The following is a 13,777-nucleotide window of genomic DNA, read 5'->3' on the forward strand; positions in this document are numbered from 1 at the left end:
ACACCCCCGTCAGCGGGTGTAGAGCTTCTCCACCTCGGAGTCGAACTCCTTGAGGACGACGTTCCGCTTGAGCTTCAGGCTCGGCGTGAGCATTCCGTTGTCCTCGGTGAAGTCGGTGGCCAGCACCGTGAACTTCTTGATCGCCTCGGCCTGCGAGACGGCCTTGTTGGCCTCCTTGACCGCGGCGTCGATCTCGGCCAGCACGTCGTCGTCCTCGCGCAGCTGATCGGCCGTGAGCGACGAGTCCTTGCCCTTGGACTCCAGCCACTGCGGCAGCGCCTCCTCGTCGAGGGTGATCAGGGCCGCGATGAACGGGCGCTGGTCGCCGACGACGATGCACTGGCTGACCAGCCGGGAAGCGCGGATCCGGTCCTCGAGGACGGCCGGGGCGACGTTCTTGCCACCGGCGGTCACCAGGATCTCCTTCTTCCGGCCGGTGATCTTGATGAAGCCCTCGGAGTCGATCTCGCCCAGGTCGCCGGTGTGGAACCAGCCGTCGGAGTCGATCGCCTCCTTGGTGGCGTCCTCGTTCTTCCAGTAGCCCCGCATGACGACCCCGCCGCGGATGAGCAGCTCGCCGTCCTCGCCGACGGCGAAGGAGACGCCCGGCAGCGGCTGCCCGACGGTGCCGATCTTCAGGGCGGCGTCGTGGTTCACGGCCGCCGCGGCGGTCGTCTCGGTGAGCCCGTAGCCCTCGAAGACGGTCACGCCGATGCCGCGGAAGAAGTGGCCGAGACGCTCGCCCAGCGGCGCGCCGCCGGAGATGGCGCCGAGGCAGCGGCCGCCCAGCGCGGCACGCAGCTTGCCGTAGACCAGCTTGTCGAACAGGGCGTGCTGCACCTTCAGGCCCAGTCCGGCGCCGCCGGAGTCCTGGGCGCGCGACCAGTCGATGGCCACCTGTGCGGCGCGGTCGAAGATCTTGCCCTTGCCGTCGCCCTCGGCCTTGGCCTTGGCCTGGTTGAAGACCTTCTCGAAGACGCGCGGCACGGCGAGGACGAACGTGGGCTTGAACTCGCCCAGGTCCTCGACCAGGTTCTTCACGTCGGGGGTGTGCCCGATGACCGTGCGGTTCTTGATGGCGCCGACCTGCAGGACGCGGGCGAGGACGTGCGCGAGCGGGATGAACAGCAGGAGCGAGCCCTGCACGCCCATGAAGCGCTCGAGCAGCGTGATGCCGTTGTCGACCTCGAAGAGGAAGTTGCCGTGGGTGAGCTCGCAGCCCTTGGGGCGGCCGGTCGTGCCGCTGGTGTAGATCAGCGTGGCGAGGCTGTCGGCGTCCAGCGTCGCGCGGCGCGCCTCCAGCTCGCTGTCGAGCACGTCCCGCCCGGCCTGGGTCAGCGTGCCGACGGCGTCGTCCTCGATGACGAAGACGGACTTGAGCTCGGGCGCCTGGTCGCGGACGGAGTCGACCGCGGTGGCGTGCTCCTCGCGCTCCACGACGACGGTGGTGGCCCCGGAGTCCGACAGGATCCAGGCCACCTGGTCGGCGCTGGAGGTCTCGTAGATCGGGACGACGACCGCGCCGGCGGTCCAGATGGCGTAGTCGAAGACGGTCCACTCGTACCGCGTCTTGGCCTGCAGGCCCACCCGGTCACCGGCGGCCACGCCCGAGGCGATGAGGCCCTTGGCGACGCCGTTGACCTCCTCGGCGAACTCCTTCCAGGTCACGTCGCGCCACTGGCCGTCGCGCCGGCGACGCAGGCCCACCTCGGAGCCGTGCTCGGCGGCGTTGGCGGACACCATGTCGGTCAGGGCCGCGTCGGGGGCCACCTCGGTCCGGACGGGAACGCTGAACTCGCGCACGCTGGGTCCTCTCCTCCCCGGCCGCCGCGCAGCACCGTCGCCCGCGGCCCCGGCACGGGGTCGTCGGCGTCAATCTAGCGGCTTCTCCTACTGGGCAGTAGCCGAGTGCGCCGTCGGGACTCCCTGGTGGGGCGCGAGCCGCTAGCCTGCTGGCATGGCCGACCAGTCCACCCAGTCGATCGTCGTCGAGGCGCCTGCGGCCGAGGTCATGGCGGTGATCGCCGACTTCCCCTCGTACCCGCAGTGGGTCGCCGCCGCCAAGAAGGTGGAGGTGCTCGAGTCCGGGGACGACGGTCGCGCCCGCCAGGTGCACTTCGTGCTCGACGCCGGCGCCGTCAAGGACGACTACGTCCTCCAGTACTCGTGGGACGGCGACCGCCGGGTCACCTGGACCCTGGTCAAGGGTCAGATGCAGCGGCGGCAGGAGGGGTCCTACACCCTGGTGGAGACCGACGGGCGGACCGAGGTCACGTACTCGATCACCATCGACCTCTCCATCCCGATGCTCGGCATGATCAAGCGCAAGGCGGAGAAGGTCATCCTCGACACCGCGCTCAAGGAGCTCAAGAAGCGCGTCGAGGGCTGATGCGCACGCTGCTGGTCACCGGCCCCGGTGGGGCCGGTACCTCCACCGTCGCCGCGGCGGCCGCGCTCCGGTCGGCCCGGTCGGGCCGCGAGACCCTCCTGCTCGGCCGGCAGGACCCGCCGGTCGCCGGGCTGGGGGGCGAGCCGCACCTGACGGTGCGCCGCGTCGCGGGCGCCCGGACCGTGCAGGATCTCTGGGGCACGCACGCCGAGGGCCTGGCCGCACTGCTCCCGCACCTGACGCTGCCGCCGGCGAGCTCGGTGGTGCCCCTGCCCGGCGCCGACGCCCTGGCGCTGACCGCGGAGCTGGCCGGCGCCGAGGCGGACGTCGTGGTCGTGGACGCCGGACCGCTCGAGGAGGGGCTGGCCCTCGTCGCGCTCCCGGCGGCGCTGCGCTGGTGGCTGGACCAGGCGCTGCCGCCGACCGTGCGGGCGCTCGCCGCCGTCCGTACGGCGGGGGTCGCGGCCGGGGCGGTGCGCCGGGGACCGCTGGACGCCGTCATCGCGGCCCTGCCGGAGCTGGAGGCGCTGCTGGCCCGGGACCGTCTCGCCGACAGGACGGGGACGGCCGTCTGGCTGACCGCGGAGGCCCGTGCGCAGGCGGCTGCCGCGCTGCGGCGGTCGCTGCCGGTGCTCGGGCTGCACGGTCTGCGCCCCGCCGCCGTCGTCACCCGGATGCTCCCGGCGGGCACAGGGGAGTGGTGGACCACGCGCAGCGGGGCCGAGCGGGTGGCTCTGGCCGCCCTGGCGGAGCTGGCCCCCGTGCACCGCGTCGAGGAAGGCCCCGAGGGGCCGGCCGACGCCGACGGCGTCGCAGCGGTCCTGGGCGACCTGGGGCTGCCGGACTCCGGCGGCCCAGCGGCGCCCGCTGCCCGCCGCGTCCCGGGCGGCTGGTCCCTCGACGTGCCGGTGCCGTTCGCGGAGCGCGCCGCGGTGACCCTGACCCGGTGGGGCGATGACCTGGTGGTCGGCGTGGGGGAGGATCGGCGCTCGCTGCGGCTGGACTCGCTGCTGCGCCGGTGCGAGGTGACCGGGGGTCGGCTGGCCGACCCCGGCACCGCCGCCGCGCGGCTGGAGGTCAGTTTCCGCCCGGATCCGCAGCAGTGGCCGGCCGATCTCCTGGCCGCCGAGGGGAGGACCTCATGACCAGCGGTGCCGAGTGGCTCGACCAGGCCCGTCGCCTGCTCGACGCCGTCCGCGAGCCCGCGCCCGGCGGGGAGGAGTCCGACTGCCGCTGGTGCCCGGTCTGCCAGGCCGCCGCCGTGCTGCGCGGCGAGCGACCGGAGGTCAGCGCGGCCCTGGCCGACCTGCTCGGTACCGCCGCGTCGGCGCTGCGCGAGTTCGCCGCCGACGTCGCCGCTGCCCAGCCGCAGGCCGGTGAGGCGCCCCCACCTCCGGCGGAGGCCCCGCCGGTGCAGCGGATCGACATCGCGTGACCGACGCGGCGGCGCTGCCTGCGCTCGGCATCGACATCGGGGGCACCAAGGTGGCGGGTGGCCTGGTGGCGCCCGACGGCACCATCCTGGCGACCGCGCGCCGCGCGACGCCCGGCGCCTCGGTGAGCGACACCGAGGACGCCATCGCCGCGGTCGTCGACGAGCTCGCCGACGGGCACGACGGGGAGCTGGTGGGTGTCGGGGTCGGCGCCGCGGGCTGGTTCGACCGCACCGGCGACACGGTGCTGTTCAGCCCGCACCTCGCCTGGCGGAACTCCACGCTCCGCAAGGACCTCGGCGCCCGGCTGCAGCGGCCGCTGTGGGTGGGCAACGACGCCGACGCGGCCGCCTGGGCCGAGTACCGCTACGGGGCGGCGCAAGGGTCGGACCTGGCCCTGATGGTGACCCTGGGGACCGGGATCGGCGGCGGGATCGTCCTCGACGGCCGGCTCCGGCGCGGCTCGCACGGGGTGGCGGGGGAGTGGGGACACATGCGCGTCGTCCCCGACGGCCGCCTGTGCGCCTGCGGCAACCGCGGCTGCTGGGAGCAGTACGCCAGCGGAACCGCCCTCGGGCAGACCGCGCGCGAGGTGGCCCGGACCTCGCCTGCCGCCGCGGCGCTGCTGCTGGAGCGGGTGGAGTGCGAGCCCGACCGGCTCACCGGTGAGCACGTGGCCCGGGCCGCCTACGACGGTGACCCCTTGGCGCTGGAGCTGGTCACCGAGGTCGGTTACTGGCTCGGGCAGGGCATCGCCGACCTCGCCGCCGTGCTCGACCCCGAGGTCGTGGTGATCGGCGGAGGCGTCAGCGTGCTGGGCGAGATGGTGCTGCGGCCGGCCCGGGAGCGGCTGGACCGCGCGCTGCCCGGCCGGGGCTTCCGCCCCGGCCCGCGGGTGGTGGCGGCCGAGCTGGGCGCGCAGGCCGGCATCGTCGGCGCGGCCGACCTGGTGCGCAGCGCCGTGGCCGAGGGCGAGGCCTGAGGGTCAGACGACGGCGCCGTCGTCCCCGTCGTCGGACCGGTCGCGCATCCGCGCCACCAGCATCGCCACGCCGCCGGCGACCACGGCCACGCCGAGCACCAGACCGACGTCGCCGGACAGCCCGAGGACCGACGGTGCGCCGATGAGCAGGACGCCCGCGACGACCAGCAGGACGGCGTACAGCACGGCGGGCGCCGGAACCGGCAGCGGAGGCGGGACGGGCGGCTCGTAGTGCTCGTCCGGCCGGTCGAGGATCGGCAGCTCGTGCGGCACGGGGGGCGGCGCGTCGGAGGGTTCCTCCTCGACCACGGTGCGACCGTGCTCGGCCTCGAAGGCGGCGACGATCCGCGTCCACTCGGCGTCCTCGTCGATCTCCGGGCGCGCCGGCCGGACCACCGGCGGTGGCGGCGCGGGGTGCTCGTCACCGTGCTGCTCGACCAGGCCACGGGCCTCCTCCCGGCGGGACCGGTCCACGAAGAGCCGGTCCGACGGCGGGCTGGGCAGGACCACGGAGCGGGTGTAGGGCCCGACGTCGGCCGCCGGCTCCAGGTAGGCGGCGATGCCGGCGGCCTCGAGCAGGTCGAGCAGGTGCTCGCCCACCCGGGGGTCGACGTCGCGCAGCGGGCTCCACAGCGTCGCGTCGAGGCCGTTGTCGCGGCGGCCCCGGCCTCGCCGGTCGGTCACCGGTGGGCGGCGGGCGGGGTGTCCGCCTCGCCGGTGCGCACGCGGGCGCGGATCCACTCGGCGGACCGGGAGAAGATCAGTGGCGCATCGTTGTCGAGCGTCGCCACGTGGTAGCTGTCCTGCAGCACGACCTCCTCGGTGTCGGTGCTCGAGATGCCGGCGAGCAGCACCTCGCTGTTGACCGGCTCGACGACGTGGTCCTCGGCGCTGTGGAAGACGATGACCGGGGCGGTGACCCGGCCCAGGTCGGCGCGCGTGAGGCCCCAGAGGCCGCGCAGCTGCATCATCGCGCGGGTGGGGAGCTTGGGGTAGGCGAGCTCGGTGACGCCGGGCTTCTTGATGTCGCTGGCGATGGGCGCCCAGCTCGGGGTGATCCGCGCGAGCAGCGGCAGGAGCTTGGCGTCCAGGCGCTGGGTGAGCAGGGCGGGGTTCACCAGCAGCAGCCCGGCCACGTCGGCCGGGCGCACCTCGGCCAGCCGGGTCGCCAGCGTGCCGCCCATGGAGAGCCCGGCGACGAAGACCCGGTCGCAGCGGGCGGCGAGCTCGTCGAAGGCGCGCTCCACCGTGGCCGTCCACTGCTCGGCCGTGCTGGCGTTGCAGTCCTGCCACGTGGTGCCGTGCCCCGGCAGCAGCGGGCAGCTGACGGTGAAGCCCTCCGCGGCGAGGTGCTCGCCCCACGGCCGCATGCTCATCGGGTTGCCGGTGAAGCCGTGCACGAGCAGGACGCCGGTGCGGCCGTCGGGCCCGTCCCCGCCGGGGAAGTCGAACGCCTCGGCGCCGGGCATGACCGCGGGGGTGGGGGACGTTCCGGGCACGGTGCTCCTCCTCGGCGTCCGGCGCGACGCCGGGTGTCAGGTACCTCACGGTGGGGACCCGATTGTGATTCCGGCCCCAGGCTCCCTAGTCTGGCAGTCCCCGAGGGAGGCGTGTTGTTCTACTGGTTCCTGAAGTTCGTCGCGATCGGCCCGGTGGTCCAGCTGGGCTTCCGGCCCAAGGCCGAGGGCACCGAGAACGTGCCGTCGACCGGCGCGGCGATCCTGGCGAGCAACCACCTCTCCGCCGCGGACTGGATCTTCATGCCGCTGCAGCTCAAGCGCCGGGTGACGTTCCTGGCCAAGGCCGAGTACTTCACCGGCAAGGGCGTGAAGGGTTTCCTGCAGCGCGCGTTCTTCTCCGGGGCCGGTCAGGTGCCGATCGACCGCTCGAGCGCCTCGGCGGCCGAGAACGCGATCCAGACCGGCATCCGCACCCTGCGCGAGGGGAAGCTGCTGGGGATCTACCCGGAGGGCACCCGCTCGCCCGACGGCCGGCTCTACCGCGGCAAGATCGGGGTCGCGCGGATGGCGCTGGAGACCGGCGTCCCGGTGATCCCGGTCGCGATGATCTACGGCTCCCGCCCGCTGCCGTTCGGCCGGAAGATGCCCCGGGTCAGCGTCCGCTTCGGCCAGCCGCTGGACTTCTCCCGCTACGAGGGCCTCGCCGGCGACCGCTTCGTCGAGCGGTCGGTCACCGACGAGATCATGTACGAGATCATGACGCTGTCGGGCCAGGAGTACGTCGACGTCTACGGCGCCACGGTGAAGAAGTCGATGGACGCCACCGGCGCCAGCGCGAACGAGGTCATCGCGACCCTGCAGCCGCCGGCCGCCGAGGCCGCCGACCGCGCCCCCACGACGCTCGCCGGCTGACCGACCGGTCGGCCCGTCAGCGGTCGGTGAGCCGGCCCAGCACGTCGCGCAGCAGGCCCAGCAGCTCCGGCCTGCTCATCGTCGGGTCGTCGGCCCAGGAACCCACGAGGTCCTCGGTGAAGGCGAACCAGGCGAGCACCAGCTGACGCTGCAGAGGCTCGTCGGGCAGCTCCAGGGCGGCGAGCGCGACGCCGACGAGCCGCCGCCGCGTCTCCTCATACACCTCCGAGACCCAGGGGTCCCCGCCGGCGGCGCCACGCACGAACGCCAGGTGGCTCTCGCGGAACGTCTCGACCCAGCCCACGTACCGGTCCAGCATCCCGGTCACCTGCTCCTCCGGAGGCGTGCCGGGCGCGGGGAGCAGGTGCTCCCACATCAGGTCGGCCGCGGCGCGGGTCACCGCCGTGTAGTAGTCGCGCTTGCTCGGGAAGTAGTGGAACAGCAGGCTGCGGCTGATCCCGGCACGGCGGGCCACCTCGTCGATGGTCAGCTCCTGCACCGGGGTGGTGGGCAGCAGCTCCAGGCCGATCCGCACCAGCTGGGCGCGGCGGTCCTCGGCGGACCGCCGCCCCCGTGCGGGCTCCGAGGGAGCCGCCGTCACGCCACCGCCCGGCCGGTGCCGGCCTGGCCCACGAGCCGCAGCAGGCCGTCGACGACCAGCTGCGGCCGTTCCTGGGTGAGCATGTGGCCGGTGCGCTCGGCCAGGTGCAGACGCGCCTCCGGCAGCACCTCGGTGAGCTGGCGGCTGTGCCGCTTCGGGGTCAGCTTGTCGCTGTCGCCCACGAAGATCTCCACCGGCACCCGGGTCAGGGCCGCGAGGTTCTCGCGCTTGTCGTGGTCACCCAGGGCGGGCATGAACTCGAGGAAGGACCGCAGGGTGGAGGCGTGCATGATCTTCGCGCCCTCGAGCACCATCTCCTCGGTGGCGTCGCTGCCGTAGAGGAGCTCGCGGACCATCTTCTGGTGCCGCGGATGGGTCGGTGGCACCAGGTTGCGCAGGCGCTCCAGCACGCGCGCGCCGGCGAGGAGCGCGCTGAGCATCCCCGGCTTGAGCTTGGCCATGCGCCCGCCGGCCGACTTCGGGTCCGAGGTCAGGTCGCCGGCCGACGTCGACACCAGCGCGACGCCGCGGACGCGGTCGCCGAACAGTTCCGGGCGGGCGGCGGCCAGGCACATGATCGTCATGCCGCCCATGGAGTGCCCGCCCAGGACGACCGGCCCGGTGGGCGCCAGCTGGTCGAGCACCTCGGCCAGGTCGGCGCCCAGCTGGTCGACGGTGATCTCGGTGTCGCCCCACGTGGACCGGCCGTGCCCGCGCTGGTCGTAGCGGACCAGCCGGAGCTCGCCGTCGGCGATGCGGTCGGCCAGCAGCCCGGCGACGTCGTCCCACGCGGCCTGCGACAGCGTCCAGCCGTGCGCCAGGACGACGGTGACGGGCGCGTTCTCCGCACCCTCGACGGTGGCGTGCAGCTGCGCGCCGTCGGGGGTGGTGACCGCCGCGGTGCGCTTGCAGACGGTGCGGGTGAGGGTGCCGGTCACGCTGCCTCCTCCCTGCGGGCCGGCGCCTCGGCCGGGATCCCGATGTAGTTCTCCCGGTCCAGCTCCTTGGTGAGCCTGCGGAACCGGAAGGTGAAGTCGGGCCACAGCGTGGTGTTGTGCCCGTGCTTGTCGAGGTACCAGCTGGCGCAGCCGCCGCCGAGCCAGACGGTGCCCTTCGACTTCTCCGCGATCAGCGCCCGCCACGCCTCCTGGGCCTCGGGCGTGGTCTCCAGGGCGGCGAGGCCCTCGGTCTCCATCGTGCGCAGGGCGTCGTCGACGTAGGCGACCTGCGACTCGATCATGTAGACCATCGACGTGTGGCCGACGCCCACGTTCGGGCCGACCAGCAGGAACAGGTTGGGGAAGCCCGCCACGGTGGAGCTGCGGTTGCTGACCATGCCGTCCTCCCACACCTGGGCCAGCGACCGACCGTCGCGGCCGCAGATCCGCTCCGCGATCGGCAGGTCGGTGACGTGGAAGCCGGTGGCCAGGATCAGCGTGTCGGTCGGTCGCTCGATGCCGTCGGTGCTGACGATCGAGTGCGGCCGGATCTCTGCGATCCCGGCGGTGACCAGCTCGGCGTTGGGTGCGGCCACCGCGGGGAAGTAGTCGTTGCTGATCAGGATGCGCTTGCAGCCGATGGTGTAGTCCGGTGTCAACGCCTCGCGCAGCTTCGGGTCCCGCACCTGGCGCTCGAGGTGCGCCTTGGCCAGGCCGCCCACCGGCTTGAGGAAGGCCCGCCGCTTCGCCATGCCGAGCACGAGGAACTCGCGGAACACGTAGAGGGCACCGCGGATGGCCCGCTGCAGGCCGGGCAGCAGCTTGTAGAGCCGCCGGGCCCAGGGCTTGACCGGGTGGTCGGTGCGCGGGACCACCCAGGCCGGCGTGCGCTGGTAGACCGTGATGCTCTCCACCTGCGGCTGGATCGCCGGCACGATCTGGATCGCCGAGGCGCCGGTGCCGATGACGGCGACCTTCTCGCCGCTGATGTCGTGCGAGGAGTCCCAGCGGGCCGAGTGCATCTTCGTGCCCTCGAAGGTCTCCAGGCCCGGGATGTCCGGGTAGGTCGGGTCGGCCAGCGCTCCCGCGGCGGAGACCAGGACCTGTGCCCGGAACTCACCGGCGGTCGTGGCGACCAGCCAGCGGCGCGCGGCGTCGTCCCAGCGGGCCGCGGTCACCTCGGCGTCGAACACGCAGTGCGCGCGCACGCCGTAGCGGTCGGCCGTGCCCTGCAGGTAGGCCTGGATCTCCGGCTGCTCGGAGTAGGAGCGCGGCCAGTCCGGGTTCGGGGCGAACGAGTAGGAGTAGAGGTGCGACTGCACGTCGCACGCCGCGCCCGGGTAGGTGTTGTCGCGCCACGTGCCGCCGACGTCGCCGGCGCGCTCGAGCAGGACGAAGTCGGTCTCGCCGCGCTCGCGGAGCCTGATGGCCATCGCCAGGCCGGCGAAGCCGGACCCGATGATCGCCACCCGCACCTCGCGGGTCGCCGGCGCGCCCGCGCCGGGGGAGGCGGCGGGCTGTGCGTCGATCGTGCTGGTCACCTCGGTCTGCTCCCTTCCTCCGGCTTGCTGAGCACCGGCCCAGAAGCTACAACGGCGGTTGAGCAGTGCTCAATTCGAGCGCGACGAGCCCCGAGGAGCAGATCGATGGCATCGGTATTCGGCAAGCGCACGCGGACGCCCCTGACGGGGAAGTCGGTCCTCATCACGGGTGCGGCGCGCGGGATCGGCGCCGCGCTGGCCCGCAAGGCGGCGGCCCGGGGCGCCCGTGTGGCGCTGGTCGGGCTGGAGCCGCAGGAGCTGGCCCGGGTGGCCGACGAGCTGGGGCCCGAGCACCTGTGGGTAGAGGCCGACGTCACCGATCCCGAGGCGCTGAAGGCCGCCGTCCAGCGCACCGTCGACACCTTCGGCGGGCTCGACATCGTGGTGGCCAACGCCGGTATCGCGCCGCTCACCACGGTGATGACCAGCTCGGCGCACGCCCTGGCGCGCACGATCGAGGTCAACCTGATCGGCACCATGCTCACCGCGCACGCCGCGCTGCCGGAGGTCGCGAAGCGCAAGGGGCACGTGCTGCTGATCAGCTCGGCGGCGGCGTTCACGGTGCTCCCCGGGATGAGCGCCTACTGCGCGTCGAAGGCCGGCGTGGAGCGCTTCGGCGACGCGCTGCGCCTCGAGGTGGCCCACCGCGGCGTCACCGTGGCCAGCGCGCACCCGACCTGGATCGACACCGACATGGTGCGCGACACCGAGGCCGCGCTGCCCACCTTCAAGGAGACCCGCAAGCAGCTGCCCGGCCCGCTGGGTGCCTTCACCTCCGTGGAGGCGTGCGCCGAGGCGCTGGTGCAGAACCTGGAGACCCGGGGTCGCCGGGTGTTCGTGCCGCGGTCGGTCGGCACGGTCGCGGCGCTGCGCCAGCTCGTCACCGGCGCCATCTCGGAGAAGGTGATGATGGCCGCGGCGGCCAAGCGGGTGCCGCAGCTGGAGCGTGACATCGAGGCGCTGCAGGGCCGGGAGTTCGGTCCGAACTCCGTCGGCGACCGGTCCCGGGGCGCCGCCTGACCCTCAGCTCGTCCAGCGGCCGGCGCGACCGACGGCGTCCTGCCAGCGGTCGTGCCGGCCGTCGTCGCGCCGGCCCGGCTCGGGGTCGAACCGCCGGTCCAGGGCCCAGGTCCGCGCCAGCTCGTCCGTGCTCGCCCAGACCCCGGTGCCCAGTCCCGCGAGGAACGCCGCACCTAGCGCCGTCGTCTCGGTGACCACGGGGCGGCGCACGGGGACGCCGAGCTGGTCGGCCTGCAGCTGCATCAGCAGGTCGTTGGCGCTGGCGCCGCCGTCGGCGGAGAGCTCGGCGAGCTCCAGCCCGGCCTCGGAGGCCATGACGTCGACGACGTCGCGCACCTCGAAGGCGATGGCCTCCAGCGTGGCACGGGCGAGGTGGGCGCGGGTCGTGCCGCGGGTGAGGCCGACGATCGCGCCGCGGGCGTGCGGGTCCCAGTGCGGCGCGCCCATGCCGGTGAGCGCCGGGACGAAGACGACGTCGCCGGAGTCGGGCACCGTGCGGGCCAGGCCCTCGATCTCCGCGGCCGAGTCGATGAGGCCCAGGCCGTCGCGCAACCACTGGACGGCGGCCCCGGTCACGAAGATCGCGCCCTCCAGCGCGTACACCAGCCCGTCGCCGAGGTCCCAGGCGACCGTGGTGAGCAGGCCGGCTGCCGACCGCACCGGCGTCGAGCCGGTGTTGGTGAGCACGAAGGAACCGGTGCCGTAGGTGCACTTGCTGGTGCCGGGGGAGTAGCAGGCCTGCCCGAAGAGTGCTGCCTGCTGGTCACCGGCGATGCCGGCGATCGGCAGGGACAGTCCGAGGAAGGCGTCCGGGTCGGTGCTGCCGACGACGCCGGAGCTCGGCACGATCTCCGGCAGCGCCGCGCGGGGGACGTCGAAGAGCGCGCACAGCTCGTCGGACCAGCCGCCCTCCTCCAGGTCGAACAGCAGGGTGCGGCTGGCGTTCGTCGGGTCGGTGACGTGCGCCCGGCCGCCGGTGAGGCGGGCGATGACGTAGGAGTCGACCGTCCCGAGGACCAGCGAGCCGTCGTGCACCCCGGCCCACAGCCGGGGCTCGTGCTCGGCCAGCCAGGCGAACTTCGTGCCGGTGAAGTACGGGTCCAGGCGCAGCCCGGTGAGCTGGGCCACCCGCTCCTCGTGCCCGGCCTCCCGCAGCCGGTCGCAGACGCCGGTGGTCCTCCGGTCCTGCCACACGATCGCCGGCCGGGGCGAGCGGAGGGTGCGGGGGTCCCAGACGACGGCGGTCTCCCGCTGGTCGGTGATGCCCACGCAGGTCGGCTCCGTGTCGGTGCCGGCGAGCGCCTCCCGGCAGGCCGCCGTCAGCGCCGTCCAGATGTCGTCGGGCTCGTGCTCCACCCACCCCGGCCGCGGGAAGAGCTGCGCGAACTCGCGGTAGCCGCGGGAGAGCACGTCGCCCTGCTCGCCCACGACGAGCGCGGTCACCCCGGTCGTCCCTGCGTCGATCGCCAGCACCGGCATGGCGACGAACCTAGCGGGCGCCGCCGGCCGACGTGCTCCATGATCGGCCGGTGACCCCCGGCATCGAGCTCGTCCGCCTCCCCGGCCTGACCGGCTCCGGGCCCGAGGCCCACGCGGCCGTCACCGACCCGGGCCGCATGGTCTTCACCGCTGCTGCCTGCCCGGTGGACCCCGAGGGGAGCACCGTCGCGGTCGGTGACGTCGTCGGCCAGGCGCGGCGGGTCGTCGACAACCTGGCGCAGGTGCTCGAGGCGGCCGGTGCCGGGCTGGGCGACGTCCTCCGGACGACGGTGCACGTGGTGACCACCGACCGGGCCGACCTGGACGCCGTCCGGGAGGTGCTGCGCGAGGCGTTCGGCAGCCACGCGGCGCCCTGCACGCTGGTCGGGGTCACCGTGCTCGGGCGGGCGGACCAGCTCGTGGAGGCCGAGGCCGTGGCGGTCCGGGACTCCTGGCAGGAGCCGGGGCCCCCCGACGACGCGGCTACGTTGGACGAGTGACGGTCCGGCGCTTCTTCTACGACACCGAGTTCATCGAGGACGGGACGACGATCGACCTCGTCTCGATCGGCGTCGTCGACGAGACCGGCCGGGAGTTCTACGCCGTCAGCACCGAGTTCGACGAGCGCAGGGCGATCCCGTGGGTGCGCCGCAACGTGCTCGACCAGCTGCCCCCGCCCGCGGACAGGGCGTGGCGCAGCCGGCAGCGCATCCGCGAGGACCTGCTCTCCTTCCTCACCGCGCCGGGGGAGGAGATCGAGCTGTGGGCGTGGATCGCTGCCTACGACCACGTGGCGCTGTGCCAGCTGTGGGGGGCCATGCCGGCGCTGCCGCGGCCGATCCCGAGGTTCACCCGCGAGCTGCGCCAGCGCTGGGACGACCGGGGGCAGCCGCCGCTGCCGCCGAAGCCGTCCGGTACGCACGATGCCCTGGTCGACGCCCGCTACAACCTGGTCCGCTGGAACGCGATCGAGGCCGCCCGCGGGTGAACCCCGCGAACGGCCTCGACTGGCTACTCCCTGC

15 protein-coding genes are annotated in these 13,777 nt (G+C 73.9%); 8 read left to right on the forward strand and 7 right to left on the reverse strand.

Annotation, left to right across the window (positions count from 1 at the left end; translation table 11 throughout):
• Nucleotides 1-9: 9 nt before the first annotated feature.
• Nucleotides 10-1,803, reverse strand: coding sequence for a long-chain fatty acid--CoA ligase (locus tag DQ237_RS13625; RefSeq protein WP_113800677.1), 1,794 nt, complete (start codon nucleotides 1,801-1,803; stop codon nucleotides 10-12).
• A gap of 154 nt (nucleotides 1,804-1,957) precedes the next feature.
• On the opposite strand from DQ237_RS13625, the gene DQ237_RS13630 reads away from it, so the two are divergent.
• Genes DQ237_RS13630 through DQ237_RS13645 form a run of 4 tightly spaced genes read left to right on the forward strand, consistent with a single transcriptional unit; the run spans nucleotide 1,958 to nucleotide 4,804 of the window.
• On the forward strand, nucleotides 1,958-2,389 hold the full coding sequence (locus DQ237_RS13630) for an SRPBCC family protein (protein WP_113800678.1): 432 nt from the start codon (nucleotides 1,958-1,960) through the stop codon (nucleotides 2,387-2,389).
• The gene (locus tag DQ237_RS13635) at nucleotides 2,389-3,534 is read left to right on the forward strand and encodes an ion transporter (RefSeq protein WP_113800679.1); all 1,146 of its coding nucleotides are present in this window, start codon (nucleotides 2,389-2,391) and stop codon (nucleotides 3,532-3,534) included. Before DQ237_RS13630 ends, DQ237_RS13635 begins: the two co-directional genes overlap by 1 nt.
• Nucleotides 3,531-3,824: a hypothetical protein gene (locus tag DQ237_RS13640; protein ID WP_113800680.1), complete on the forward strand. Its 294-nt coding sequence runs from the start codon at nucleotides 3,531-3,533 to the stop codon at nucleotides 3,822-3,824. The genes DQ237_RS13635 and DQ237_RS13640 overlap by 4 nt, the downstream gene beginning before the upstream one ends.
• Nucleotides 3,821-4,804 (forward strand): ROK family glucokinase, encoded by a 984-nt coding sequence (locus DQ237_RS13645; RefSeq protein WP_113800681.1) that lies wholly within the window; start codon nucleotides 3,821-3,823, stop codon nucleotides 4,802-4,804. The genes DQ237_RS13640 and DQ237_RS13645 overlap by 4 nt, the downstream gene beginning before the upstream one ends.
• Before the next feature lie 3 nt (nucleotides 4,805-4,807).
• Here the strand turns inward: DQ237_RS13645 and DQ237_RS13650 are convergent, their stop codons facing one another.
• Both DQ237_RS13650 and DQ237_RS13655 read right to left on the reverse strand, forming a co-directional pair.
• Nucleotides 4,808-5,488: a hypothetical protein gene (locus DQ237_RS13650; RefSeq protein ID WP_113800682.1), complete on the reverse strand. Its 681-nt coding sequence runs from the start codon at nucleotides 5,486-5,488 to the stop codon at nucleotides 4,808-4,810.
• Nucleotides 5,485-6,303 (reverse strand): carboxylesterase, encoded by an 819-nt coding sequence (locus DQ237_RS13655; RefSeq protein WP_113800683.1) that lies wholly within the window; start codon nucleotides 6,301-6,303, stop codon nucleotides 5,485-5,487. Before DQ237_RS13655 ends, DQ237_RS13650 begins: the two co-directional genes overlap by 4 nt.
• Nucleotides 6,304-6,414: 111 nt before the next feature.
• Here DQ237_RS13655 and DQ237_RS13660 point away from each other — a divergent pair, with 111 nt between their 5' ends.
• Nucleotides 6,415-7,176, forward strand: a complete 762-nt coding sequence (locus DQ237_RS13660) for a 1-acyl-sn-glycerol-3-phosphate acyltransferase (protein WP_240619622.1) — start codon at nucleotides 6,415-6,417, stop codon at nucleotides 7,174-7,176.
• 16 nt (nucleotides 7,177-7,192) lie between these two features.
• Here DQ237_RS13660 and DQ237_RS13665 read toward each other — a convergent pair whose 3' ends face one another.
• From DQ237_RS13665 to DQ237_RS13675, 3 genes are read right to left on the reverse strand one after another with little or no spacing between them, the layout of a single operon-like run.
• On the reverse strand, nucleotides 7,193-7,777 hold the full coding sequence (locus DQ237_RS13665; protein ID WP_113800684.1) for a TetR/AcrR family transcriptional regulator: 585 nt from the start codon (nucleotides 7,775-7,777) through the stop codon (nucleotides 7,193-7,195).
• Nucleotides 7,774-8,715 carry an alpha/beta fold hydrolase gene (locus DQ237_RS13670; RefSeq protein ID WP_166509613.1) on the reverse strand — a complete coding sequence of 314 codons (942 nt, stop codon included), beginning with the start codon at nucleotides 8,713-8,715 and terminating at the stop codon, nucleotides 7,774-7,776. Before DQ237_RS13670 ends, DQ237_RS13665 begins: the two co-directional genes overlap by 4 nt.
• On the reverse strand, nucleotides 8,712-10,256 hold the full coding sequence (locus DQ237_RS13675; protein ID WP_113800686.1) for an NAD(P)/FAD-dependent oxidoreductase: 1,545 nt from the start codon (nucleotides 10,254-10,256) through the stop codon (nucleotides 8,712-8,714). The genes DQ237_RS13670 and DQ237_RS13675 overlap by 4 nt, the downstream gene beginning before the upstream one ends.
• Before the next feature lie 105 nt (nucleotides 10,257-10,361).
• Here DQ237_RS13675 and DQ237_RS13680 point away from each other — a divergent pair, with 105 nt between their 5' ends.
• Complete coding sequence (locus DQ237_RS13680) at nucleotides 10,362-11,276, forward strand: SDR family oxidoreductase (RefSeq protein WP_113800687.1); 915 nt, start codon at nucleotides 10,362-10,364, stop codon at nucleotides 11,274-11,276.
• Nucleotides 11,277-11,279: 3 nt separating this feature from the next.
• Here DQ237_RS13680 and glpK read toward each other — a convergent pair whose 3' ends face one another.
• A complete protein-coding gene (gene glpK, locus DQ237_RS13685) occupies nucleotides 11,280-12,755 on the reverse strand; it encodes a glycerol kinase GlpK (RefSeq protein ID WP_113800688.1) in 1,476 nt (491 codons plus the stop codon).
• Nucleotides 12,756-12,805: 50 nt separating this feature from the next.
• Here glpK and DQ237_RS13690 point away from each other — a divergent pair, with 50 nt between their 5' ends.
• Nucleotides 12,806-13,255: a RidA family protein gene (locus DQ237_RS13690; RefSeq protein ID WP_113800689.1), complete on the forward strand. Its 450-nt coding sequence runs from the start codon at nucleotides 12,806-12,808 to the stop codon at nucleotides 13,253-13,255.
• Nucleotides 13,252-13,743 (forward strand): polyadenylate-specific 3'-exoribonuclease AS, encoded by a 492-nt coding sequence (locus DQ237_RS13695; protein WP_113800690.1) that lies wholly within the window; start codon nucleotides 13,252-13,254, stop codon nucleotides 13,741-13,743. The genes DQ237_RS13690 and DQ237_RS13695 overlap by 4 nt, the downstream gene beginning before the upstream one ends.
• The last annotated feature ends 34 nt before the right edge of the window (nucleotides 13,744-13,777 follow it).

Origin of the sequence: Blastococcus sp. TF02-8, assembly GCF_003319175.1 — a bacterium.
Taxonomy (GTDB): domain Bacteria; phylum Actinomycetota; class Actinomycetes; order Mycobacteriales; family Geodermatophilaceae; genus Blastococcus.